The organism is Acidovorax sp. Leaf73 (assembly GCF_916855635.1).
GTDB classification, from domain to species: Bacteria; Pseudomonadota; Gammaproteobacteria; order Burkholderiales; family Burkholderiaceae_C; genus Acidovorax; species Acidovorax facilis.
Map to the genome: position 1 here is coordinate 18,166 of NZ_CAKASI010000006.1, position 23,250 is coordinate 41,415.

Consider the following 23,250-nt stretch of genomic DNA (forward strand, 5'->3'; position numbering starts at 1 on the left):
CATGGAATTCCAACAAATTTTCACCATCGCGGGGAAAGAGTTCCGCGACCGCATGCGCAACCGCTGGGTGCTGGCCGTGGCGCTCGTGTTCACCGTGTTCTCGCTGGCCATCGCCTACTTTGGCGGCGCGCAGCAGGGCACCGTGGGCTTTCGGTCCATCGAGTTCACCATCGCCAGCATGGTCAGCCTGGTGATCTACCTCATCCCGCTGATCGCGCTGTTGCTGGGCTTTGACGCCATCGTGGGCGAACGCGAGCGCGGCTCGCTCGACCTGCTGCTGTCGCTGCCCATCACGCGGCTGGAGCTGCTGCTGGGCAAGTACCTGGGGCTGGCGGCGGCGCTCACGCTATCGACGCTTGCGGGGTTCGGGCTGGTGGCCGTGCTGTTGGTGCAGCAGTTCAGCGGGGCTGCCCTGTTCCACTACGGCGGCTTCATGATCAGCTCGGTGCTGCTGGGGCTGGCCTTTTTGAGCATGGCGGTGCTGCTATCGGTGCTCACGCACGAGCGCACACGCGCCTCCGGCCTGGCGATTGCCGCCTGGTTCTTTTTTGTGCTGGTGTTTGACCTGCTGCTGCTGGGCGCCCTGGTGGCCACGGGCGGCAGCGTGGGCGGCGAAGCCATGGCCTACCTGCTGCTGCTCAACCCGGCCGACGTTTTCCGCATCCTCAACGTGTTCTCGCTCGACGACGTGCGCACCCTGTACGGCCTGACCAGCATCGTGCCCCCTGCCCTGGCCAAGCCATGGCTCATGGGCGCGGTGATGGCGGGCTGGATCGTGGTGCCGCTCGGTCTTGCAAGCTGGAGATTCAAACCATGAACCATTCTTACCAACCCCGGTGCGGCTGCACCACGCGCCGGCAATTGCTGGGCTGGGCCGCACTCGCTTCGCTCGGCACACTCACGGGCCTGACTGGCCTCACGGGCTGCAGCCAGGCGGACAACAGCGCGCAATCTCTCCAACCCGTGGAGATCGACCGCACCACCAGCTGCGAACTCGACGGCATGCTGCTGGCCGACTACCCCGGCCCCAAGGCGCAGGTGCGCTTCGCGGGGCAGGACAAGCCCTCGTTCTTTTGCGACACGGTGGAGCTGTTCAGCACCTTGCTGGCCGGTGAGCAGGTTCGTGCCGTGCAGGCCGTGTATGTGCAGGACATGGGCCAGGCCGACTGGAACGCACCGCAGGGCCACTGGATCGACGGCAAAAGTGCGATCTATGTGGTGGGCGGCAAGCGCCACGGCTCCATGGGTCCCACCATCGGCAGCTTTGCGCAAGAGGCCGAAGCGAAGAAGTTTGCTGCTGAATATGGCGGCAAAGTGTTGCGCTTTGCCGAGATCACGCCCGCCATGGTGGACCTGAGCGGCGGGGCACTGCACGACACGCGGATGTGAGCCGCCCATGCCTGCGCTGATGCCCCGCCCACACGCAACCACCCGGCGCACAGCCCTTGCAGCCCTGCTGCTGGGCTCGGCAGGCCTGGTGGCATGGCAATGGCCACAGCGCACTCCGCCCCGTCCATCCGGCAACGCCGCCCTGGAGGGCATCGGCGACGATGTGTGCGTGGTGGCGCCGCCCACGCCCTACGACCCTGCGCTGGGCCAGCCCCTGACCGCCGCCCGCGAGGTGCCCGCCGACGCACGCTGCCCGGTGTGTGGCATGTACCCGGCCCGCGCACGGGCGTGGGCAGCGCAGGTCATTTTTGCGGACGGGGATGCGTATTTTTTTGACTCACCGCTCAGCCTCATGCTGTACCTGGGCAACGTGGCCCACTACACGCGGGGCCGCACGGCCGACGCCATCGTGGCGCGGTATGTCACCGATACCGATACGGGTGGTTGGCTGAACGCGCAGGAGGCGGTGTATGTGACAGGGTCTTCGGCCATGGGGCCGATGCGGGCGGGCAATCTGCCCGCGTTTGCCCATGCGGAGGCTGCACAGGAGTTTGTGCAGCAGCGTGGGGGGCGGGCGGTCCCCTTCGGCGCCATCGATGTGGCCTTGCTGCGCAGGCTGGCCCCGAACCTCCGGGCCGACCACCGTTTGCATTCAGACTGACGGGGCCTCATTTGCTATTGAAAATATAGCTTCTTGCGCTTATCCATCAATCGCTACAGGCCTAAAACGGCCTGTATTTCATCACTGCACCGAAGTCTCTGGCTGGGCAGCCTTGAACAGTGCTGCCACCTTGCGCTTGGGCTTGATGTTGGCCGACACGCTGCTGCGCGGGGCCGACTTGGCAGCTTCCCAGGCGGGGGTTGCGTCGGCAGCTGCGCTGGCCTCATACGGCTTCTCGAAGAAGGGGTCGCGCGATGCCACGGCCGGGCGAAAGCCCCGGTGTTGTTCGCGCCCCTCACGCCCGACGCGCTGGTCACGCTCGCGCCGTGGCGCGGCGGGGGCGGCCGGCAGCGCATCGCGCCCGTCGCCCGTCTCACCAGCTTCGCGCCAGGCACGGCGGCCGTCGTTGATGCGGCCACGGGGCTGGTCTTCTTCGTATTCGATGGCTTCGAGATCGATCTTCTTCTTGATCAGCTTCTCGATGTCGGCCACCAGGCGGGCATCGCTGCCCGACACCAGCGTCACTGCCAGGCCCGAGGCGCCCGCACGGCCCGTGCGGCCGATGCGGTGCACATAGTCTTCGGCGTTGAATGGCACGTCGAAGTTGAACACCGCAGGCACGTCCTTGATGTCCAGGCCGCGCGCGGCCACATCGGTACACACCAGCAGATCGACCTCGCCGCTCTTGAAGGCTTCGAGCGCCTTCAGGCGCTCGTCCTGGCTCTTGTCGCCATGCAGCGCGGTGGTCTTGAGGCCTTCGCGCTCCAGGCTGCGCGCCAGACGGGCACAACCGAGCTTGCTGTTGACGAAGATGAACGCCTGCTTGATACCCCGGGTCTTGAGCACCTGGTGGATGGCGCGGCGCTTGTCGTCGTCATTGGCGCTGTAGAAGCGCTGCTCCACAGTGGAGGCCGTTTCGTTCGGGCGGGCCACCTCGATGGTGACGGGGTTTTGCAGGTAACTGCTGGCCAGGCGCTTGATCTCGGGCGAGAACGTGGCACTGAACAGGAGCGTGGTGCGCTGCTTGGGCAGGTAGCTCAGGATGCGCTGCAGGTCAGGCAGGAAACCGATGTCCAGCATGCGGTCGGCCTCGTCGAGCACGACGTACTCGACCTGGTTGAGCACGGCATTCTTGGCTTCGATGTGGTCCAGCAGGCGGCCTGGTGTGGCCACCAGCACTTCGACGCCTTTTTTCAGCTCGATGGTCTGGGGCTTCATGTCCATGCCGCCAAACACCACGGTGCTGCGCAGCTTGGTGTACTTGGCGTACAGCGCAATCTGCTGGGCCACCTGGTCGGCCAGCTCGCGCGTGGGCAACAGCACCAGGGCACGCACGGGGTGGCGGGCGGGGGATGTGGAGCTGCTTTCGTGCTTGAGCAGGCGTTGCAGCAGGGGCAGCGAGAAAGCCGCCGTCTTGCCGGTGCCGGTCTGGGCTGCGCCCATCACGTCTTGCCCTGTGAGCACCACCGGAATGGCCTGCTCCTGGATGGGCGTCATGGACTCGTAGCCCATTTCGGCTACGGCGCGCGCGAGCGGTTCAGCCAGCGATAGATTGGAAAAGGAACTTGTCATTTAGCCCTCTATTGTCGCACCGGTGGCCCAAAAAGCGATTTTTCACCATGGGGGCGTGGTACAGAGCGCATTTATTCATTGAGCAAGTCACAGCAATAAGCTACATTTTTAATAGCTATCAGCGCTTATCAATCAAGCGCTAGTGGCACTTTTTATTCAAAATTACTCCAACACCGCCCGCAATTGGCGTGTGGTCACCGCCAGACGCCTCGCCCCGATCTGGGCGAGGTTATTCATCACGGTGAGCGCTGCCTCGGGGTATTGCCGCGCCCAGGCATCAAAGTGCGCCCGCGACAGGCGCACCAGGTGCGCAGGCCCCCGCTCAGACCCCGCACAAGCGCTGCGCGCAGCGCCGTTGAGGAACGCCATCTCGCCAAACGCCATGCCCGGCCCGACCGTGGCCAAGCGCAGCCCCTTGTCGGGCGGCCACTGGGTCACCAGCGTGATGTGGCCCGACTTCACCACCAGCAGGTCGTGGTCGGTGTCTCCCGCGCTGAACACCACCCCGTGGGGCGGCACGGCCAGAGGCTCCAGCAAGGCCATCAGGGCATTGGCCGCCACCCGGGGCACGCCCTCGCCAATCTCGCCCAGCAGATCCCTTTCGGGACGCGCGGGGCGTTGCTCAATGGGGCGTTGCGAGAGGATACCGGCCTCGGCCCATTCCAAGGCGCGGTCCAGGTCGGCAAAGGCGCGTACCTGGTCGCCTGCATGTTCAGCGGCCACAGGATCGAGCGCGGCCACGGCAGCGGCAATGCCCTGCTGGCCCAGGTCGCGCACCAGCGCGCGCAGTTGCGCCAGTGCCGTGCTGTCCCAGGCGGGCACGCGGCCCGCATCCAGAATCACCCAGCGGTGGCGCGGCTGCAGCAGCAAACGCACCTGCTCGGCCAAGTGGGCCGCCACGCCGAACGACATCACGCCCTGCAGTTCAAACACAGCCACCTGGTTCATGCGCGGCGAGAGCCAGGTGTCCGACCCCGCGCGCCGCAGCCGGCGTGAGCGCAGTTCGCCATCGAGCCGCACATGGCGCAGCACCTTGGCGGCGGAGTCGTGCAGCAACACAAAGGTGGCCACCACCAGGCCCGCAACCAGCGCGCCCACGCCGCCCATCACGGCAAACACCAGCGCCACCAGCCAGCTTTGTGCCCAGGTCACCCGCGAGCGCTGCGCGTAGCGCAGCGACCACATGAGACCCGGCACCTGCATGAGCCCGGCCAGCACCAGCCCACCCGCCAGGCAGGCCATGGGCACCCAGTGCAGCCACCAGGCGCCCGTCACTGCCACGCCCAGCATGATGCCGGCATGCCAGCGCGGTGCGTCGCGGGAGGGGCCCGCCTGCGCCAGCACAATGCGCGAGCGCGATGCGCTGGTGGATGCAGGAATCATCCCGGCCAGCCCGCACAACACGCCCAACAGGCTCTCGCGGCGCAGGGTCAGATTGGCGTTGCCACGCAGACCGTGGTCCAGCTCCAGCTCCTGGTTGAACACCAGTATCTCCAGGCTGTTGACCAGCGCCATCAACAGCGCCAGCACCACCAGGTCCGACCCGTGCTGTTGCGCCAGCGCCATCCAGGGAACCCCCGTCCAGTCGGGCCACAGCGGGCCGGCAAACTGGCTGGGCTGCACGGCGGGGGCAAACACATCCCCCAGACCACCACCCCACACCCCCGCCACCGCCACGGCCAGCGCCACCAGGACCACAGCCGACAGCAGCCCCGGCATGCGGGGCCAGCGCCAGCGCAACGCCCAGGCCAGCCCCACCACGGCGAGCGCCGCCAGCAGGTGCCAGCCGGTGCGGGCGTTCCACAGGGCGTCGCCCCCAGCGCCAAAGCCGTTGCGCACCTGGCCCACCACCATCGACAGCCCCACCCCGGCCGCGAAACCATGCGTCACCGAAACGGGCAGAAACCGCGCCACCGAGGCCAGCCGCAGCACCCCCAGCAGCCACTGAAAAACAAACGCCAGCGCCACCGTGGCCCCGCTCACGGCCAGCACCTGGCGCGCACTCAGGCCCAGCACAGGGGCCGCACCATGGGCGGTCGCCAGCACGGCCGCAAACAGCAGCGCCACCACCGTGGTGGGTGCGTAGACCACCCCGGCACGTGGCACCACCAGCGTGAGCAGCAGGCCCGGCAGGGCCGCCGACCACAGCGCCAGCGCTGCGAGGGAATGGTCGGCCGCCAGGGGTGCAAAAGCAAGCAGGCCCAGGCCGACGGCATGCGGCACCGTGACAGCCGCCGCCGACCACGCGGCGGCGATGCCCGGCGACCGGAGAGGCTGCAGGGACTCAGCAGGGGACATCTCAGTTCTCCATAGCGCCGTAGGTCACCCACACCCCACAAAACCGGCGCGGCCCATGCCCGGGCAGCCGCACATGGGCCGCCCCGCCGCGCTGGCTGCGTCCCCCTGCCCGCAACGCGCAGTGTTGCGAGAGCGGGGGGAAGCCGCGAAGCGGCTCAGGGGGGTGTTTCAAAGACTCCGCGCCGCGAAGGTATCGCAGGCTTTGACGCTGCCATTCTGCAGCCCGTTGTGAAACCAGCGCTGCCGCTGAGCACTGGTGCCGTGGGTGAAGCTTTCGGGCACCACCGCCCCTCCGCTGGAACGCTGCAGGGCGTCGTCACCAATCTTGGCCGCTGCGTTCATGGCCTCTTCCACATCGCCCTGCTCCAGAATCTGGCGCGCGTTCTGCGCATGGTGTGCCCACACCCCGGCAAAACAGTCGGCCTGCAGCTCCAGCCGCACCGAGAGCGCGTTGTACTCCGCTTTGCTCACGCGGCCACGCATCTGGTCCACCTTGCCGCTGATGCCCAGCTGGTTCTGCACATGGTGGCCCACCTCGTGGGCAATCACATAGGCCTGGGCAAAATCGCCGGGCGCGCCCAGGCGGTTCTTGAGGGTTTCATAAAAGCCCAGGTCGATGTAGACCTTCTGGTCCGCCGGGCAGTAGAACGGGCCCATCGCCGCCTGCCCGGTGCCGCAAGCCGTGGCCGTGGCGCCCCGAAACAGCACCAGGCGCGGCTCCTGGTAGGTGCCGCCACCCTGGCGGAACACGGCCTGCCACACGTCTTCGGTATCGGCCAGAACGGTCGATACAAAACGGGCCATGGTGTCGTCGGCCGGGGGGCGCTGGGCAGGCCCCTGCGACTGCACCTGCGCGGGCGGCCCACCGCCACTGAGCAGCCCCAGGATCGTCAGCGGATTGATGCCCAGCACCCACCCGCCCACCAGTGCGATGACGATGGTGCCAATGCCAATGCTGCGCCCTCCGAAAATCGGCGAGCCGCCGCCCCCACCGCGCCGGTCTTCCACATTGTCCGACTCGCGATTGCCTTCCCATTTCATGCCGTATCTCCAGCGCCCTCAACGTGCGGAGGGCATGGCGCATATTACGCGCGGTGCAGGAACCGGAGGGGCCGATTACGATGGCCTGCCTGTCGGCGCCCGCTGGCACGATTCCCCCCTTCCACGCCCCACCCGAACCGCCCCATGCTCCACGACGCCTCGCACTACGCCCCCATCGGCGACAAGGTGATTCTGATCACAGGCTTTGACCCCTTTGGCGGCGACAGCCTGAACCCCAGCTGGCTGGTGGCACAGGCGCTGGACGGGCAGCGCATCGCGGGCCACCGCGTGGTGGCGGCGCAACTGCCCACCGTCTTTGGCGAATCGCTGCAACAGCTGCGGGCGCTGGCCACGGCCCACCGGCCCGCGCTGACCATCTGCCTGGGCCAGGCAGGAGGACGCAGCGCGCTGTCGCTGGAGCGGGTGGGCATCAATATCAACGACGCCCGCATTCCCGACAACGTGGGCGCCCAGCCCATCGACACGCCGGTGGTGCCCGGCGGGCCTGCCGCCTACTTTGCGAGCCTGCCACTCAAGGCCATGCTGCGCTCCGTACAGCAGGCTGGCGTGCCCTGCGAGGTTTCACAAACAGCGGGCACCTTCGTCTGCAACCATGTGCTGTACGGACTGATGCACATGCTGCAGGCACAAGGCGTTGGCCCTGCGGGCGCCCGGGGCGGATTTGTGCACGTGCCCTGGCTGCCCGGGCAAGGCACACCCTCCCTGGCACTGCGGGACATGGTGCGCGGCATCCACGCAGCCCTGTGGGCCGCTGTGCTTCACCAGAGCGACATAGCGCTCGGGGCGGGTGCCACGCACTGAAATCATGGCCTCGGACTGGGGGCTTGCCCGCTCCCCGGCTCCGCCCTCGCTGTGTAAAGTCGGCGAATGTCCTTCACCTCCCTCTCCCCGGCCCCCGGCACGCTGGACGCAGCTGCCACAGCGGCGTGTCTGCCATGGGACGCGCTGGCCACCGAGATTGCGGCCCTCTTGCGGGACAGCACCGTCTCGGTGCCTGCCCGCACGGTGCTGCCACTGCCCCAGGGCGGCAGCCTGTTTGTCATGCCTGCCACCGACAGCCGCGTGGCGATGGCCAAGCTCATCACGCTGACCCCTGCCAACACGGGCACCGGCCGCCCCGCGATCCAGGGCGACGTCGTGGTGTTTGACGTGACCACGGGCGAACGCCGCCTGGTGCTGGACGGCCCCACCATCACTGCACGGCGCACAGCGGCGGTGTCGCTGCTGGCTGCACAGCATCTGGCGCCGCAGGCCCAGGGGCCGCTGCTCATCGTCGGTGCGGGCGTGCAGGGCCTGGCCCACCTGGAAGCCTTTGTGCAGGGCCTGGGGGTGCGTGATGTGTGGGTGGCCTCGCGCAGTGCCGCCAGCGCCGAGGCCCTGGTCCTGCGCGCCCAGGCGCTGGGCGCCCAGGCACGCACGGTGGCCGATGCACACGCTGCGGTGCCCCATTGCCCGCTGATTGCCGTGTGCACCCCGGCGCACAGCGTGGTGCTGAGCGCGCCACCACGGCCCGACGCCTTTGTGGCAGCGGTGGGAGCCTTCACCCCGGCCATGGCAGAACTGGCCCCCGCCTTCTGCCGCCATGTGGCCGCACACGGGCATATCGTGGTGGACAGTGAAGACGCACGCCACGAGGCGGGCGATCTGCTGCAGGCGGGCCTCGACGTGGGCATGCTGCCCACACTGCGCGAAGCTCTGCAACGCCAGCGCGCTCCGTCCGCAGGGCCGGTGCTGTTCAAGAGCTGCGGCTGGGCGGGCTGGGACCTGGCTGCGGCCCGCCTGGCGATGCGCCTGGGCACAGAGGGCGCACCACCCTCGCAGGCCACGCCATGAGCCTGCTCCGGTTCTCGGACCACAGCCTGCGCTCGCAGATCGCGCTGGTGTTCGGCACGTTGGTGGTGGGCCTGGCGGTGCTGCTGTCACTGGGATTTGGCGAACTGCTCAAGCTGCGCATCGAGCGCGATGCCGGGACTGCCCTGCAGGTCATTGCCGAGAATGCAGGCAAGCTGCTGGCCAACGGCCTGCAGGAGCGCAGCCGCGAGGCCGAGGTCCTGGCGGCCGCCGAGGCCGTCTGGACCAAAGGGCTCGACAGTGCCGAAGCCCACCACATGCTGGCACGCAGTCAGGCCACCCACCCCCACAGCGCCTGGATCGGTGTGGCCGATGCCCAGGGCGTGGTGCGCGCCGCCACGGGCGGGCTGCTGGTGGGCCAGAGCGTGGCAGAGCGCCCGTGGTTCAAGGAAGGCCTGCAAACACTGCACGTGGGAGATGTCCACCCGGCCAAGCTGCTGGAGCAGCTGCTGGCCCCGCCGCCTTCGGGCGAGCCCTACCGGTTTGTGGATTTTGCGGCGCCCATTCGCCTGGGCCCGACCACCATCGGCGTGGTGGGTATCCACGGCAGCTGGGAATGGACCCATGAGGTCATGGAAAGCCTGACCCCGGTACGTACGGACGACAAGGCGGTAGAACTGTTCGTCTTCGACCGCAAAGGCGAGCTTATCTACGCCCCTGGGGGCCAGACCCGGGCCCTGCAAGTAGCCGGGCAGCGCCTGCCCGTCGAGGCCAACAACCCGGTGGCGTCTGACCGCGCCGCAGGCCGGGCCGTCGTGGCGAGGTGGCTGGATGGCCGCAGCTACCTCACGGCCACCGCACCGATGCAGGCACGCAACAGCACCAGCGACCTCGGCTGGCGCATTGTCGCCCGCGAACCCGTGAAACTGGCCTTCGCCGAGGCCCACCGCACCGTGCAACTGGCACTGGCCATCGGGCTCGGCGCCGCGCTTTTGGCCTCGGTGCTGGCGTGGCTGGCGGCACGCCGCCTGAGCGATGACCTGTACGCGCTGGCCGATGCCGCCAGCGCCGTGGAGGCCGACAAGCCCGGCACCCGCATTCCCCAGGCCCACAGCAGCCGGGAAGTGAGCAAGCTTTCAGGCGCACTGGGCCGCATGACGCACCGGCTTCTGACAGCCCACGAAGCCATGGAGGAAAAAGTGCGCCTGCGCACGCTGGAGCTGGAGGCTGCCAACCGCGCCCTGGACCTGCAGGCCCGCACCGATGCTCTGACGGGCCTGCTCAACCGCCGGGGTTTTGAAACGCAGATGGCGTTTGCCCTGGCGCTGGCGCGGCGCAGCGGCCGGCCGTTGAGCCTGATCACAGTCGACGTGGACCATTTCAAGCGTGTGAACGACACCTATGGACACGAAACCGGCGACGAAGTCCTGCGCCGGCTGGCCCGCACGCTGGAAATGCGCCTGCGCAACTCGGATGTGATCGCACGGCTGGGGGGTGAAGAGTTTGTGGTGCTGCTGCCCGACACCGACCTTCTGGGGGCCCAAGCCATCGCCCAGGCCCTGGTCGAAGCCATGGCCGAACAACACGACCCGGTCGTGGGCCGCATCACCGTGAGCGCGGGTGTGGCCAGCATGCGCGGCCTGCAGGACAACGGCCTCGATATCCTGCGCCGGGGCGATGCGGCGCTTTATGAAGCCAAGGGCCAGGGGCGCAACAGGGTCTGCGTGGAGGCATGACCACAGTCCATGAACAGCGGTCAGCGCACAGCAAGGCCGGCGGCGTGCAAGAGACCCGCCAGGAACCTGTTCTAAACCTCGCTGATCTCGGCCACCACGGCGCAGCCCTGGGGCGCGGCCGCATCAAAATAGGCCTGCAGCCGCAAGGCCAGCGCATTCAGGCTGTGGTCCTGAACGGCCCGCGCCACGGCCAGCTGTTCGAGCGCGTAGGGCCGGTGCCCCAGCATCATGGCGGTATTCACACAGTGGCCCGTGGCGGCCATCTTCAGAACGAAAGCGTTGAGAAGCTCGCAGGGCCAATAGTAGGCGTGGGACACGGCTGCCGGGCGCAATGCGCCGTGGTCCGAGGCCAAGTCGCCTGTGGCACCTGCAGGGTCATGTAGAGAAAGCGCAGCATCCCGGGCCTTGGCGGGTGTGGTCATCGCAGCAAAGGTCAGCATGGTGGACTCCGTGGCCACCGGAGGGCCCGGCGGCATGACACCATGCTAAGAACCTTACCTGCGCTTGCATTTCAGCCAATGGGCACTGGCGCTGTAGGACGCAACCCCTGCGAACACTTTGCAGCGGATGCCGAAGGTCCGGCGGGAGGTCAGGCCTTGGGCAGTGTCACGCCGACCTGCCCCTGGTACTTGCCGCCCCGGTCACGGTAGCTGACCTCACACACATCGTCCTTGTCGCTCTCGAAGAACAGCACCTGCGCGCAGCCCTCGCCCGCGTAGATGCGTGCGGGCAGCGGCGTGGTGTTGGAGAACTCCAGCGTCACATAGCCTTCCCACTCGGGCTCGAATGGGGTCACGTTGACGATGATGCCGCAGCGTGCATAAGTGCTTTTGCCCAGGCAGATGGTGAGCACGTTGCGCGGGATGCGGAAGTACTCCATCGTGCGGGCCAGCGCAAAGCTGTTGGGCGGGATGATGCAGCTGTCGCCCTCGAAATCCACAAAGCTCTTCTCGTCGAAATTCTTCGGGTCCACCACCGTGCTGTGGATGTTGGTGAACACCTTGAATTCGGGTGCGCAGCGGATGTCGTAGCCGTAGCTGCTGGTGCCGTAGCTGATGATCTTGCGGCCCTCCACCTCGCGCACCTGGCCCGGCTCGAAGGGTTCGATCATTCCGTGCTCGGCCGCCATGCGGCGGATCCACTTGTCGCTCTTGATGCTCATGGCTGAATTTCCTGCGCTGTGGCCCTGGCCGTCGGCAAACAGCCGGGCGCTATTAAATATGTAGCTATTAGCGCTTGATGATCAAGCGCTGGGGCCGTATTTTGCTTGAGAAATCACCGTTTGCTCCACCACACGGTCATCGCCCAGCACGATCAGCGCAAACAAAAGCTCGTCCAGGCTGCGCGCCTGACAGGTCTTGCGCTCCAGCAGAGGCGTAGCCCGAGGGTTGAGCACCACAAAGTCGGCCTCGCAGCCCGGCTGCAAATTGCCCACCACACCCGCCAGACCCAGCGCCTTGGCGGCCCCGGCCGTGTGTTGCCACCACAGCTGCTGCGGCGAAAGGCTCAGCCCCTGCTTGGTCTGGCCCTCGCGCCCCACGTAATACGCCGCCAGCATGGTGTGGAACGGGCTGAAGCTGGTGCCCCCGCCCACATCGCTGGCCAGGCCGTAGCCAAAGCCCACGCGGTCGGCGCTGGCGTAGTCAAAAAAGCCACTGCCCAGAAAGAGGTTGCTGGTGGGGCTGACCGCCGCCACCGCACCGGTGTCGCGCATCAGCGCGCGGTCGTCATCGTCAAAGTGGATGCAGTGCGCGTACACCGCGCGTTCGCGCATCAGGCCAAAGTCGTCGTACACGCCCAGGTAGCTGCGTGCGGCGGGGAACAGCTCGCGCGCCCAGCGGATCTCGTCGCGGTTCTCGGCCACGTGGGACTGAATCCACACATCGGGGTAGCGCGCAGCCAGCTCGCCCGCGCCGCGCAATTGTTCATGGGTACTGGTGGGCGCAAAACGCGGGGTGATGGCATAGCCCAGGCGGTCCACGCCGTGCCAGCGCTGGATCAGCGCCTCGGTGTCAATGAGGCTTTGTTCGGTATCGTCGCGCACGCCATCGGGCGAGTGGCGGTCCTGCAGCACCTTGCCAGTGATCAGGCGCATGTGCTGGCGTTGCCCCTCGGTGAACAAGGCATCCACTGAGGCGGGGTGCGAGGTGGCAAACGCCAGCGCCGTGGTCACGCCATGGCGCAGCAGCTCGGCCACAAAGAACTCTGCCACCTGCGCGCTGTAGTCGGATGCGACAAAGCGCGATTCATGGGGAAAGGTGTAGTTCTCCAGCCAGGGCAGCAGACCATCCGCGGGCGAGCCAATCACGTCGGTCTGCGGAAAGTGGATGTGCATGTCCACAAACCCAGGGGCCAGGATGCGACCCGGCAGGTGCGTGACGGGCTCGTGGGCGTACTGGTGCGACAGCGCCTGCCAGGCGCCGGCTGCCAGCACCCGCTGGCGGCCCTGGGCATCCGGGCCAATGGCCAGCAGGCCATCTTCGTCATAGAGGGCGCGGCCATCGTCGGCAAATCGCAAAAGGGCGGATCGGTATACAGGCATGGGGCGCTAGCTTAGCGGCACCGCCTGGCGCCAGCATACGGCACGCCCCATAGTGGCTATGGAAGGCAGTTAGCTGGGTACAGGAGCGCTCAACGCGCCACCTTGCCCACCACCCCTTCCACCAGCCAGTTCATCTGCAGGATCTGTGCATCCGACAGCGCCTGGCCAGCGGGGATCCGCTCCTGCCCCTCGTTGTCGCGCACCGGCGCCTTGCCCGCACGAAAGGGCTGGAGCTTGCCCGCCCCAATGGCCTTTTGTGCGGCCAGCACCTCCTGCTGCACGGCCGCAGGCACCCGGGTGCCAAAGTCGCCGACGCGGATCATGCCCTCGCGCACACCGCCCCACAGGTTGACACACTTCCAGGTGCCGTTCTGCACGGCGCGCACGCGCTCGGTGTAGTAGCTGCCCCACTGGTGCGTCACGGCCACGATCTGGGCGTCTGGCCCGGTGCGGCGCATGTCCGAGTGGTAGGCCACGGCCATCTTGCCGCGCTCTTGCGCGGCGGCCATCACGGCGGTGGAGCCCGTGTGGAACGCAATCACGTCCACGTCCTGGTTGAACAGCGCCATGGCCGCATCACGCTCCTTGGGTGGGTCGAACCACACATTGAGCCACACCACCTTGACAGTGGCCTTGGGGTTGACCGAGCGCATGCCGAGCGTGAAGGCGTTGATGCCCTGCAGCACTTCGGGGATGGGAAACCCGGCCACGAACCCTGCAACGCCGGTCTTGCTCATGCGACCTGCGGCAATGCCCGCCAGGTAACGCCCCTCGTAGTAGCGCGCATTGGCGGCGGCCACATTGGGAGTGGTCTTGTAGCCCGTGATGGACTCGAACTTCACCTGCGGATAGTCCTGCGCCACCTTGAGCGTGGGCTCCATGTAGCCAAAACTGGGGGTGAAGATGATCTGGTGGCCCGTGGCCGCCAGATCACGGATCACGCGTTCGGCATCGGCGCCTTCGGCCACGTTCTCGACAAAGGTGGTCTTCACCTGGTTGCCCAGCGCGGCCTCGACGGCCTTGCGGCCTTCGTCATGCTGGCGCGTCCAGCCTGCCTCGGTGATGGGCGAGACATAGACAAAACCAGCTCTGACAGGCTCGGCCGTACTGCCCTTGGCGGGCGTGGTCTGGGAAAAAACGGGGGAGAAAAAGCAGGCGGCCACGAGCGTGGCTGCGAGGTTTTTGTACATGGTGTTCCTCTACATGGCCCTGATGGAATGGAACGGCAGCACCGCAGGACGACGGTGCTGCCGAGGGGAATCAAACTGCGCTGAAACTAGGTTGGAACTGTATGGATTGAAGCCGGAGGGTAGGCCCTGCTGCAGTGCGCAGAGCCCTCCATAGGAACTCAGTTCAGCCGCAGCGCTTGCGGGCCTGCGCCCAGGCGGAAGGCACCCACCACCTCGGCCAGGCGCGACGCCTGGTCCTTCAGGCTTTCGGCCGCAGCGGTGGACTCCTCCACCAGGGCAGCATTTTGCTGGGTCATCTGGTCCAGCTGGGTCACCGCCACATTCACCTGGCCAATGCCCTGGCTCTGCTCCGACGCGGCTGCGCTGATCTCGCCAATGATGTCGGTCACGCGGCGCACGGAGCTCACGATCTCGCCCATGGTGGTGCCGGCGTTCTGCACCAGGGCAGCACCCGACTCAACCTTTTCCACGGACACGCCGATCAGTGTCTTGATTTCCTTGGCCGCCTGGGCCGAACGCTGGGCCAGTGAGCGCACTTCGCTGGCCACCACGGCAAAGCCTCGGCCCTGCTCGCCTGCACGGGCGGCTTCCACGGCGGCGTTGAGGGCCAGGATATTGGTCTGGAACGCAATGCCGTCGATGGTGCCGATGATGTCGGCGATTTTCTTGCTGCTGGTGTTGATCTCGTCCATGGTGGTCACCACCTGCGCCACCACTTCACCGCCGCGCTGGGCCACTTGTGCGGCCGACACCGCCAGCTGGTTGGCCTGCACGGCCGAATCGGCGCTCTGGCGCACGGTGCTGGTCAGCTCTTCCATCGAGCTGGCGGTCTCCTGCAGGCTGCTGGCTGTCTGCTCGGTGCGTGCGCTCAGGTCCTGGTTGCCGATGGCGATCTGGGTGCTGGCGGTGGAGATGCTGTCCACCACACCCCGCACTTGCTGCAGCGAACGGTGCAGCGCGCTGCGCATGGCATCCAGCGCGCGCAGCAGGTGGCCGGTTTCGTCATTGGCGTAGCTCGCCTGGGGGGCACCCGTCAGGTCCATGTTGGCGATGGTCTCTGCAATGGCCTCTGCCTTGCGCAGCGGGCGCGTGATGCTGGTGGTCAGCAGCCAGGCCAGCAAAGCGCCCAGCAGCAGCGACACCCCGGTGCAGATCTGCAGCAGCAGCGTGGTCTGGGCACGCAGCTCTTCGCTGCGCTTGCCGGCAGCGTCTAGTTCAGCGCGCTGGCCATCCACCATCTGCTGCACGCCCGCCAGGTAGCTGCGGGAGGTGGGCTCAAACCGCTCGGTGAAGACCTTGTTGGCGTTCTCGGCATCACCTGCCTGTTTGAACTTGCTCACTTCCTCGCGGGCCGCCAGGTAGTCCTTGCGCAGGTCACCCACCTTGGCAAAATGCTGCTTCTTCTCCGGCGTGTCCATCTTGGACTCGATGAATTTCTGCAGCTCGTTGGTATCGCGGATCGACGCGGCCGTGGCGGGCGCAAAGTAGGGGATCAGGCTGGCATCACTGCTCTTGGCAATGGCTGCCGCGCGCTGCACGCCCGATGTGGTGTGGCGCAGCCAGTCCGAGCCAGCGCGCTCGGTCTTGATGTTGTCGTTGACCATGGCGTCGATCTCTTTGCCCAACTGGCTGAGCTTCACCACGGCCACCACGCTGCTGGCAAAAAACAGCGCCAGGATGAGGCCGAGCACCAGGGTCAGGCGCTTGCCAATGGAGATTTGACTGAGAAACATGGAAGGCTCCAAAAAAGGGGGCAACACGGCACCCGTGCACTCCGCAAGGGAGCGCTGGGTAAGGGCCATGGTGGTGGATCACCCCGTGGGCCTGGGCCGGACGCAATTCGAACGAATACTTACTATTTTAAGGGTTTACCCACGCCGCCGCCCTGCCGCGCGGGTGACAGCGCACCAACCCGCCGATTCGCACTGGCAATCCGCGCTATGCCCGCCGCACAAAGCTCAGTAGTCGTGCTCCACGCACCGCTCAAAGGTTTCCTTGAGCTTGTGCTCCCACACACGCTTGTCGGCATTGCTGGCAAAACTCGCCTCAAAGCTGTTGAACGCCAATTGGTAGGCGTGTTTCGCCGTGAGGCCCGTGGCGGCAAAAACCTGGGTGAAGTTCTCGTTCATGTAGCCGCCAAAGTAAGCGGGATCATCCGAGTTGACCGTGGCGGCCAGCCCGGCGTCGAGCAGCTTGCCCAGGTTGTGGTCCGCCAGGTTGGGAAACACGCACAGCTTCTGGTTGGACAGGGGGCACACCGTGAGCGCAATACGGTCCTGCGCCAGGCGCTGCATCAGTGCCGCGTCGTGCACCGCCTGCACCCCGTGGTCGATGCGCTCGACCTTGAGCACATCGAGCGCGCTCCAGATGTAGGCAGGAGGGCCCTCCTCGCCTGCATGGGCCACCAGGTGCAGGCCCAGTTCGCGGCAGCGGGCGAACACGCGGGCAAACTTTTCGGGCGGGTGGCCCAGTTCGCTGGAATCCAGCCCTACGCCAACGATCTTGTCGAGCAGGGGCATCGCCTGCTCCAGGGTCTCGAACGCGGACTCCTCACTGAGGTGGCGCAGGAAACACAGGATGAGCGTGGCACTGATGCCCAGCTCCCTGCGTGCATCTTCACAGGCCCGGTACAGGCCGTTGATGACCGTCTCCATGGCAACGCCGCGTGCGGTGTGGGTCTGCGGGTCGAAGAAGATTTCAGCGTGCAGCACGTTGTCGCGCGCTGCTCGCCCCAGGTAGGCGCGCGCCATGTCATAAAAGTCCTGCTCGTGCAGCAGCACGCTGGCACCCGCGTAGTAGATGTCCAGAAAACTTTGCAGGTTGGTGAACGCGTAGGCGCTGCGCAGTGCCTCCACACTGGCATAGGGCAAGGTCAATTCGTTGCGCTGCGCCAGTGCAAAGATCAGCTCAGGCTCCAGGGAGCCCTCGATATGGATATGCAGCTCGGCCTTGGGCATGGCGCGCAGCAGCGTGGGCAGGCGCTCGGCGGAAATGGGGGGCACTTTAAACATCAGCAGACTCCAAAGGTGATGCCGCTCTGGCGCAAAAAGCGGCGGTAGGCAGATGATGCCTTGTCGGCGGCGGTATGCAACTCCGCCCGCAGGTCCAGCGGCAGACACTGTGGCGTCTGCGACTCCAGCACGGGCTGGTCTTGCGTGAAGATGGTGTGCTGAAAGGCCTGCAGCTTCTCATCGGGCGAATCGAAATCTGCCACGGCCAGGCGAAACCACACGCGGCTGCGCACCGGGGTGATCGGGCAGATGAACAGCGCTATGGACTCCCGCCAGCCATCCACGGCCGTGGTGCCCGCCTCGGGCACCTTGGTCAGCACGGCCGCGTAGGGTGCCGTGACTTCGTAGGTGTACTCCACCTGGGCCGGGGCGGTGGAGTGCAGGTTGGACTGGGGTTGCCAGGCCTTGCAGCCGGTGGCCAGCAAGCCAGTGGGTGTGGCCTCAACGCGGTAGTCATCAATGGCAGGGACGTCGCGGCTGCCCAGCCAGCCTTCGTGCACAAAACCAAAGTGCGACATATCGAGAAAATTCTCGATGATGCGCGGCGCACTGGCCGCCACGTCGTACGGCCCGCAGTTGAGCTTGCGCAACCGCGCGTCGCCTTCGGCCACAAACGCGGGGAGCGCTGCACTGCCCTGCTCCATGCGCACCCAAACTAGGCCATGGGCCTCCCGCGCCTCAAAGGCCCGTGCGCAGTGCCCGGGCGGCGGAACAAACGCGGGTAGCGCTGGCACGTGGGTGCAGCGGCCGCCGGCCGCAAACTGCCAGCCGTGGTACGGGCACTCCAGTTGTCCTTGCGGAGTCACGCGGCCCAGCGAAAGCCGGGCTCCACGGTGCGGACACTGGTCGGCAAAAGCTTGCACCGCACCCGCCGCGTCGCGCCACACCACCACCGGTTGCTCCAGAAGCCGCACGGCAACAGGGGCCTGCGCCACATCGCCCACCAAGGCCACCGGATGCCACAAGCTTGATTCGACCATCTGCCAGCACCTCTAAGAGCCTGTTTACGATCTCCCAGGAGTCCCCTGCGAGATCGTAAACAGGCTCTAAAACCAAACCAGAAATGGAAAAGGGCCACCCGCAGGCGGCCCTCTCACTGTATGCAGCAAGCCGTCAGGCCCGCTGACCGATCCATTGACTTACTTCTTCTCGCCGCCGGGGATCTTGCCTTCCACGCCCTTGACGTAGAAGTTCACACCGCCCAGAAACTTGTCATCGGCCACCGTGTCTTTGGCCAGCACTTCCTTGCCGTCCTGACCCACGATCGGGCCCTTCCAGATCTGGAACGACCCGTCGGCCAAGCCCTTCTTCACGGCTTCGACCTTGGCCTTGGTGTCGGCAGGCACGTCTTCGGCAATGGAGACGATGTCGATGGCGCCTTCCTTCACGCCCCACCAGCTCTGGCCCGTGGCCCACTGGCCTTCCAGCGCGTCCTTGGTGGCCTTGATGTAGTACGGGCCCCAGTTGATGACGGCCGAAGCCAGGTGGGCCTTGGGACCGTAGGCGGTCATGTCGCTGTCCCAACCGAAGGCGCGCTTGCCCTTCTCTTGTGCGGTCTTGAGCACAGCAGGCGAATCGGTGTTCTGGAACAACACATCCGCGCCACCGTTGATCAGGCTGGTGGCGGCTTCGGTTTCCTTGGGTGGGCTGAACCATTCGTTCACCCAGACCACCTTGGTCTTGATCTTGGGGTTGACCGACTGCGCACCCAGCGTGAAGCTGTTGATGTTGCGGATCACTTCAGGAATCGGCACCGAGCCCACCACGCCCAGCGTGTTGGACTTGGTCATGGCACCGGCAATGATGCCCGCCATGTACGCGCCTTCGTAGGTGCGGCTGTCGTAGGTGCGCATGTTTTCGGCCGTCTTGTAGCCGGTGGCATGCTCGAACTTCACGCCCTTGTTGTCTTCCGCGACCTTGAGCATGGACTCCATGTAGCCGAAGGTCGTGCCGAAAATCAGCTTGTTGCCCTGGCCGGCCAGGTCACGCAGCACGCGCTCGGCGTCGGCGGACTCGGGCACGCTTTCCACAAAGCTCGTCACGACCTTGTCTCCGAATTCCTTCTCGATGGCCTTGCGGCCGTTGTCGTGGGCGAACGACCAGCCACCATCGCCCACCGGGCCGACGTAGGCAAACGCGATCTTCAGAGGCTCGGGCTTGGGCGCCGGTGCTTCTGCCACGGGAGCCGGTGCGGGCGCGGGGGCCGGTGCCGGTTCTTCCTTCTTGCCACAGCCCACGAGGGCGGCAGCGGCCACGGCGGAGAGCGCTGCCACCTTGAGCATGGAGCGTTTCTGCAGATCAGTCATGTCGGTTTCCTTATTGAAGAAGTAAGACTTGCAAAGGTTGAGGGACGAAAACACTAATTATGGGGCGATCTACCACCGGGTAACCAGCAATTCTTGGGACCAGTGCTTGTTCACGAACCCGGATAAAACGGCTTGCCCAGCGATGCCGGCATGTTGATGCGGATCCACGCCGGATTGCGCGAGATCAGCGCCAGCACCACGATGGTCGCCACATAGGGCAGCATGCTCAGCAACTGGCTGGCCACCTGCACGCCCGTGGCCTGCAAATGGAACTGCAGCATGGTCACGCCACCAAACAGGTAAGCACCAAGCAACACCCGTGCCGGGCGCCACGTGGCAAAGGTGGTCAGCGCCAGCGCGATCCAGCCGCGCCCGGCCACCATACCCTCCACCCACAGCGGGGTGTAAACGGTAGAGATGTACGCGCCGGCCAGCCCGCACAGCGAGCCACCGGCCACCACGGCGGCCAAGCGAATACGGCGCACGGGGTAGCCCAGCGCATGGGCCGACTCGGGCGACTCGCCCACCGAGCGCAGCACCAGCCCGGCGCGCGTGCGGTACAGGAACCAGATCATCCCCGCCACCAGCAGCATGGTGATGTACACCAGCGGGTGCTGCCGGAACAGCGCAGGGCCGAGCAGCGGCACATCGCCCAGCACCGGGATCACGTATTTGGGCAGCTCTGGCAGCTTGGCCTGGACGTAGCTGATGCCCGCAAAGGCCGAAAAACCCACGCCAAACAGGCTGAGCGCCAGCCCCGTGGCGTACTGGTTGGTGTTGAGCCAGATCACCAGCACACCAAAGATGGCCGCCAGCAGCGCGCCAGCGGCCATGCCCGCCGCAAACCCCAGCCAAGTGTTGCCCGTGTGCACCACGGTGGCAAACCCTGCAATGGCGGCGCAGAGCATCATGCCCTCGGCGCCCAGGTTGACGATGCCAGCTTTTTCATTGATCAAGAGGCCCAGGGCCGCGATGGCCAGAACGGTGCCCGCGCTCAGCGTGGCGCCGATCAGGAGTGCATAGGATTCCATTACTTGCCTCCCTTCGCGGCCACCCAGCGGATGCGGTAGGCGATCAAGGTGTCACAGGCCAGCAGCGTGAACAGCAGCAGGCCCTGGAACACGCCCGTGAGCGACTTGGGCAGGCCCATGCGCGACTGCGCCAGCTCGCCGCCGATGTAGAACATGCTCATGAGGATGGCCGACAAAATCATGCCCACCGGGTGCAGCCGCCCCACAAAGGCAACGATGATGGCGGCAAAGCCGTAGCCTGCGGGCACATACGGCGTGAGCTGGCCGATGGGCCCGGCCACTTCCAGCGCGCCCGCCAGGCCCGCTGCACCGCCCGAGATCAGCAGCGCCGTCCACAGTGCCTTGCGCGACGAGAAACCCGCATAGCGCGCCGCTGCAGGGGCCAGCCCGCCCACCTGCTGGGCAAAACCGGCCCTGGTGCGGAACAGAAACACCCACAGCGCCGCAGCACCCGCCAACGCCAGCAGCAGCCCGATGGACACCCGCGAGCCCTGCATCAGGCGCGGGATCTGCGTCACTTTCTCGAACGTCTTGGTCTGCGGAAAGTTGTAGCCCATGGGGTCCTTCCACGGGCCATAGACCAGATAGCCCAGCACCAGCGTGGCCACATAGACCAGCATCAAGCTCACCAGGATTTCATTGGCGTTGAACTTGTCGCGCAGCAGGGCCGTGAGCCCCGCCCACACCATGCCACCCAGCACCCCGGCGAGCAGGATGGCGGGCACGATCCAGGGGCCGGTGGTCTTGTCGGCCAGCAGCGCCACGCCGCCCGCCACCACGGCGCCGATGACAAACTGGCCTTCGGCACCGATGTTCCACACGTTGGAGCGAAAACACACGGCCAGCCCCAGCGCAATCAATAACAGCGGCGTGGCCTTGACCATGAGTTCACCCACGGCATAAGGCGTCTTGATCGGCTCCCAGAAGAAGACCTGCAGCCCGCGCACCGGGTCTTTGCCCAGCGCCACGAACAAGGCCACACCAATCAACACCGTGACGGCCAGCGCCAGCAGCGGCGAGCCATAGGTCCACCAGCCAGAAGCCTGGGGGCGCGGTTCCAGCTTAAGCATGCTGCACCTCCGCTGCCTTGGCCTGTTGTGCGAGGTGCGCTTGGACATCGGCATGCCACAGCCCGCTCATCCATTCGCCAATGCGCTCTACCGTGGCCTCGGCGCGCGGCACGGAAGGCGACAAATGCCCCTTGGCCACCACGTGCAGCCGGTCGCAGATTTCAAACAATTCGTCCAGCTCCTCACTCACCACCAGCACGGCGCAGCCCGCATCACGCAGCGCCAGGATGGAGCCGCGAATCTGCGCCGCAGCCCCCACGTCCACACCCCAGGTGGGTTGCGAGACGATGAGCAGCTTCGGGTTGGCATCGATCTCGCGCCCCACGATGAACTTCTGCAGGTTGCCGCCCGACAGCGACTTGGCCGCCGCGTTGGGGCCACCCGCCTTCACATTGAATCGCCGGATGATGTCCTCGGCATGCTTTTGCAGCGCGCCCACCTTGATCCAGCCACTGCCGCTGACGGAGTTGGTGCGCGTGAGCAGCAGGTTGTGCGCCAGCCCCATGGTGGGCACGGCGCCCCGGCCCAAACGCTCTTCGGGCACAAAGTGCAGGCCCAGCGCACGGCGCTGGCCGGGGCCCATGCGGCCTGCGTTCTGGCCCGAGACCTGGATGCTCGCAGGCTCGGCGCGCTGGTCTTCCCCCGACAGCGCATACAGCAGCTCTTTTTGCCCATTGCCGGACACGCCGGCAATGCCCACCACTTCGCCCGCCTTGACCTCGAACTGCAGGTCGATCAAGTCCACGCCGAACTGGTCGGCACGCGGCAGCGACAGGCCCTTGACGCGCAGCACCGTGGCGCCGGTCTGCACCGCGCGGTGCTCCAGCGCGGGCGGCTCGGCGCCAATCATCAGGCGCGACAGGGAGGCATTGGATTCCTCCGCCGGGTTGCACACGCCCGTCACCTTGCCGCCGCGCAGCACGGTGCAGGCGGTGCACAGCGCGCGAATTTCGTGCAGCTTGTGGCTGATGTAGAGGATGCTGCAACCCTCGCTGGCCAGCTTGCGCAGCACCACAAAAAGCTTTTCGACCGCCTGGGGCGTGAGCACCGAGGTGGGCTCGTCCAGGATCAGCACCTTGGGGTTGGTGAGCAGCGCACGGATGATCTCCACCCGCTGCATCTCGCCCACGCTCAGGGTGTGCACGGGGCGCAGGGGGTCGATGTCAAGGCCGTATTCGGTGGCCTTGGCGGTGATGCGGCCGGTCACTTCGGCCAGCGTCAGGCTCTTGTCCAGGCCCAACCACACGTTCTCGGCCACCGTGAGGGTGTCGAACAGACTGAAATGCTGGAACACCATGGCGATGCCCAGGGCCCGCGCTTCTTGCGGGTTGCGCACCTGCACGGCCTGGCCGTTGAAGAACACGCTGCCTTCATCGGGCTTGACCGAGCCGTAGATGATTTTCATCAGCGTGGACTTGCCCGCGCCGTTTTCGCCCAGCACGGCGTGGATTTCACCCGGCAGCACCGTGAGCGACACGCCGCTGTTGGCCACCACGGCCGGGTAGCGCTTGGTGATGCCCACCAGCTGCAGCCGTGGCGGCGCCGCACCAGGCGCTGAAGGATTGGGGGGAGAACTCATGCGGGGATTGTC

Annotated in this window: 20 protein-coding genes; 6 read left to right on the plus strand and 14 right to left on the minus strand. The window is 66.2% G+C overall.

The genetic code is table 11. The annotated features are described in order from the left end of the window. The first annotated feature begins 1 nt into the window (after nucleotide 1). From LPA35_RS19795 to LPA35_RS19805, 3 genes are read left to right on the plus strand one after another with little or no spacing between them, the layout of a single operon-like run. On the plus strand, nucleotides 2-817 hold the full coding sequence (locus LPA35_RS19795; protein WP_228898468.1) for an ABC transporter permease: 816 nt from the start codon (nucleotides 2-4) through the stop codon (nucleotides 815-817). Continuing rightward, nucleotides 814-1,389: a nitrous oxide reductase accessory protein NosL gene (locus tag LPA35_RS19800; RefSeq protein WP_228898469.1), complete on the plus strand. Its 576-nt coding sequence runs from the start codon at nucleotides 814-816 to the stop codon at nucleotides 1,387-1,389. Before LPA35_RS19795 ends, LPA35_RS19800 begins: the two co-directional genes overlap by 4 nt. A 19-nt stretch (nucleotides 1,390-1,408) precedes the next feature. Then, nucleotides 1,409-2,050 (plus strand): nitrous oxide reductase accessory protein NosL, encoded by a 642-nt coding sequence (locus LPA35_RS19805; RefSeq protein ID WP_228898470.1) that lies wholly within the window; start codon nucleotides 1,409-1,411, stop codon nucleotides 2,048-2,050. Nucleotides 2,051-2,131: 81 nt separating this feature from the next. Here LPA35_RS19805 and LPA35_RS19810 read toward each other — a convergent pair whose 3' ends face one another. The 3 genes from LPA35_RS19810 to LPA35_RS19820 form a co-directional block, all read right to left on the minus strand. Then, a complete protein-coding gene (locus tag LPA35_RS19810) occupies nucleotides 2,132-3,622 on the minus strand; it encodes a DEAD/DEAH box helicase (protein WP_121507265.1) in 1,491 nt (496 codons plus the stop codon). 162 nt (nucleotides 3,623-3,784) lie between these two features. Continuing rightward, nucleotides 3,785-5,920 carry a SulP family inorganic anion transporter gene (locus LPA35_RS19815; protein WP_228898472.1) on the minus strand — a complete coding sequence of 712 codons (2,136 nt, stop codon included), beginning with the start codon at nucleotides 5,918-5,920 and terminating at the stop codon, nucleotides 3,785-3,787. Nucleotides 5,921-6,088: 168 nt separating this feature from the next. Beyond that, nucleotides 6,089-6,961 (minus strand): neutral zinc metallopeptidase, encoded by an 873-nt coding sequence (locus LPA35_RS19820; protein ID WP_121422587.1) that lies wholly within the window; start codon nucleotides 6,959-6,961, stop codon nucleotides 6,089-6,091. A 144-nt stretch (nucleotides 6,962-7,105) separates the two neighbouring features. Here LPA35_RS19820 and pcp point away from each other — a divergent pair, with 144 nt between their 5' ends. From pcp to LPA35_RS19835, 3 genes are all read left to right on the plus strand, one after another. Further along, nucleotides 7,106-7,783 carry a pyroglutamyl-peptidase I gene (gene pcp / locus LPA35_RS19825; RefSeq protein WP_228898475.1) on the plus strand — a complete coding sequence of 226 codons (678 nt, stop codon included), beginning with the start codon at nucleotides 7,106-7,108 and terminating at the stop codon, nucleotides 7,781-7,783. A 66-nt stretch (nucleotides 7,784-7,849) separates the two neighbouring features. Continuing rightward, nucleotides 7,850-8,815 carry a delta(1)-pyrroline-2-carboxylate reductase family protein gene (locus tag LPA35_RS19830; protein WP_228898483.1) on the plus strand — a complete coding sequence of 322 codons (966 nt, stop codon included), beginning with the start codon at nucleotides 7,850-7,852 and terminating at the stop codon, nucleotides 8,813-8,815. Continuing rightward, on the plus strand, nucleotides 8,812-10,509 hold the full coding sequence (locus LPA35_RS19835) for a diguanylate cyclase (protein WP_228898485.1): 1,698 nt from the start codon (nucleotides 8,812-8,814) through the stop codon (nucleotides 10,507-10,509). The genes LPA35_RS19830 and LPA35_RS19835 overlap by 4 nt, the downstream gene beginning before the upstream one ends. A gap of 71 nt (nucleotides 10,510-10,580) precedes the next feature. On the opposite strand, the gene LPA35_RS19840 is transcribed toward LPA35_RS19835, so the two are convergent. The 11 genes from LPA35_RS19840 to LPA35_RS19890 form a co-directional block, all read right to left on the minus strand. Then, nucleotides 10,581-10,949, minus strand: a complete 369-nt coding sequence (locus LPA35_RS19840) for a hypothetical protein (RefSeq protein WP_228898487.1) — start codon at nucleotides 10,947-10,949, stop codon at nucleotides 10,581-10,583. Between the two features lie 149 nt (nucleotides 10,950-11,098). Beyond that, nucleotides 11,099-11,671: a dCTP deaminase gene (gene dcd, locus LPA35_RS19845; RefSeq protein ID WP_055401412.1), complete on the minus strand. Its 573-nt coding sequence runs from the start codon at nucleotides 11,669-11,671 to the stop codon at nucleotides 11,099-11,101. Nucleotides 11,672-11,752: 81 nt separating this feature from the next. Further along, nucleotides 11,753-13,051 (minus strand): guanine deaminase, encoded by a 1,299-nt coding sequence (gene guaD, locus LPA35_RS19850; RefSeq protein ID WP_228898489.1) that lies wholly within the window; start codon nucleotides 13,049-13,051, stop codon nucleotides 11,753-11,755. Between the two features lie 89 nt (nucleotides 13,052-13,140). Further along, nucleotides 13,141-14,241, minus strand: a complete 1,101-nt coding sequence (locus LPA35_RS19855) for a BMP family ABC transporter substrate-binding protein (RefSeq protein ID WP_228898490.1) — start codon at nucleotides 14,239-14,241, stop codon at nucleotides 13,141-13,143. A 158-nt stretch (nucleotides 14,242-14,399) separates the two neighbouring features. Further along, nucleotides 14,400-15,974: a methyl-accepting chemotaxis protein gene (locus LPA35_RS19860; RefSeq protein ID WP_055401418.1), complete on the minus strand. Its 1,575-nt coding sequence runs from the start codon at nucleotides 15,972-15,974 to the stop codon at nucleotides 14,400-14,402. 225 nt (nucleotides 15,975-16,199) lie between these two features. After that, complete coding sequence (locus tag LPA35_RS19865; RefSeq protein WP_121507273.1) at nucleotides 16,200-17,252, minus strand: adenosine deaminase; 1,053 nt, start codon at nucleotides 17,250-17,252, stop codon at nucleotides 16,200-16,202. Further along, complete coding sequence (locus LPA35_RS19870; RefSeq protein WP_228898492.1) at nucleotides 17,252-18,232, minus strand: aromatic ring-hydroxylating dioxygenase subunit alpha; 981 nt, start codon at nucleotides 18,230-18,232, stop codon at nucleotides 17,252-17,254. The genes LPA35_RS19865 and LPA35_RS19870 overlap by 1 nt, the downstream gene beginning before the upstream one ends. Before the next feature lie 159 nt (nucleotides 18,233-18,391). Further along, nucleotides 18,392-19,558, minus strand: a complete 1,167-nt coding sequence (locus LPA35_RS19875; RefSeq protein ID WP_055401936.1) for a BMP family ABC transporter substrate-binding protein — start codon at nucleotides 19,556-19,558, stop codon at nucleotides 18,392-18,394. Between the two features lie 110 nt (nucleotides 19,559-19,668). Further along, entirely contained in the window at nucleotides 19,669-20,589 is a 921-nt protein-coding gene (locus tag LPA35_RS19880) for an ABC transporter permease (protein WP_121422579.1), read from the minus strand. Next, nucleotides 20,589-21,659 carry an ABC transporter permease gene (locus LPA35_RS19885; protein ID WP_055401941.1) on the minus strand — a complete coding sequence of 357 codons (1,071 nt, stop codon included), beginning with the start codon at nucleotides 21,657-21,659 and terminating at the stop codon, nucleotides 20,589-20,591. The genes LPA35_RS19880 and LPA35_RS19885 overlap by 1 nt, the downstream gene beginning before the upstream one ends. Continuing rightward, nucleotides 21,652-23,238, minus strand: a complete 1,587-nt coding sequence (locus LPA35_RS19890; protein ID WP_228898494.1) for an ABC transporter ATP-binding protein — start codon at nucleotides 23,236-23,238, stop codon at nucleotides 21,652-21,654. Before LPA35_RS19890 ends, LPA35_RS19885 begins: the two co-directional genes overlap by 8 nt. Nucleotides 23,239-23,250 lie beyond the last annotated feature (12 nt).

Bases quoted from the DNA above. Each gene is read 5' to 3' on its own strand.
- LPA35_RS19860 (WP_055401418.1), bottom strand. From the start codon at position 15,974: ATGTTTCTCAGTCAAATCTCCATTGGCAAGCGCCTGACCCTGGTGCTC.
- LPA35_RS19820 (WP_121422587.1), bottom strand. From the start codon at position 6,961: ATGAAATGGGAAGGCAATCGCGAGTCGGACAATGTGGAAGACCGGCGC.
- LPA35_RS19800 (WP_228898469.1), top strand. From the start codon at position 814: ATGAACCATTCTTACCAACCCCGGTGCGGCTGCACCACGCGCCGGCAA.
- LPA35_RS19835 (WP_228898485.1), top strand. From the start codon at position 8,812: ATGAGCCTGCTCCGGTTCTCGGACCACAGCCTGCGCTCGCAGATCGCG.
- LPA35_RS19885 (WP_055401941.1), bottom strand. From the start codon at position 21,659: ATGCTTAAGCTGGAACCGCGCCCCCAGGCTTCTGGCTGGTGGACCTAT.
- LPA35_RS19810 (WP_121507265.1), bottom strand. From the start codon at position 3,622: ATGACAAGTTCCTTTTCCAATCTATCGCTGGCTGAACCGCTCGCGCGC.
- LPA35_RS19890 (WP_228898494.1), bottom strand. From the start codon at position 23,238: ATGAGTTCTCCCCCCAATCCTTCAGCGCCTGGTGCGGCGCCGCCACGG.
- LPA35_RS19855 (WP_228898490.1), bottom strand. From the start codon at position 14,241: ATGTACAAAAACCTCGCAGCCACGCTCGTGGCCGCCTGCTTTTTCTCC.
- LPA35_RS19870 (WP_228898492.1), bottom strand. From the start codon at position 18,232: ATGGTCGAATCAAGCTTGTGGCATCCGGTGGCCTTGGTGGGCGATGTG.
- LPA35_RS19865 (WP_121507273.1), bottom strand. From the start codon at position 17,252: ATGTTTAAAGTGCCCCCCATTTCCGCCGAGCGCCTGCCCACGCTGCTG.
- pcp (WP_228898475.1), top strand. From the start codon at position 7,106: ATGCTCCACGACGCCTCGCACTACGCCCCCATCGGCGACAAGGTGATT.
- guaD (WP_228898489.1), bottom strand. From the start codon at position 13,051: ATGCCTGTATACCGATCCGCCCTTTTGCGATTTGCCGACGATGGCCGC.
- LPA35_RS19815 (WP_228898472.1), bottom strand. From the start codon at position 5,920: ATGTCCCCTGCTGAGTCCCTGCAGCCTCTCCGGTCGCCGGGCATCGCC.
- dcd (WP_055401412.1), bottom strand. From the start codon at position 11,671: ATGAGCATCAAGAGCGACAAGTGGATCCGCCGCATGGCGGCCGAGCAC.
- LPA35_RS19795 (WP_228898468.1), top strand. From the start codon at position 2: ATGGAATTCCAACAAATTTTCACCATCGCGGGGAAAGAGTTCCGCGAC.
- LPA35_RS19875 (WP_055401936.1), bottom strand. From the start codon at position 19,558: ATGACTGATCTGCAGAAACGCTCCATGCTCAAGGTGGCAGCGCTCTCC.
- LPA35_RS19830 (WP_228898483.1), top strand. From the start codon at position 7,850: ATGTCCTTCACCTCCCTCTCCCCGGCCCCCGGCACGCTGGACGCAGCT.
- LPA35_RS19840 (WP_228898487.1), bottom strand. From the start codon at position 10,949: ATGCTGACCTTTGCTGCGATGACCACACCCGCCAAGGCCCGGGATGCT.
- LPA35_RS19805 (WP_228898470.1), top strand. From the start codon at position 1,409: ATGCCCCGCCCACACGCAACCACCCGGCGCACAGCCCTTGCAGCCCTG.
- LPA35_RS19880 (WP_121422579.1), bottom strand. From the start codon at position 20,589: ATGGAATCCTATGCACTCCTGATCGGCGCCACGCTGAGCGCGGGCACC.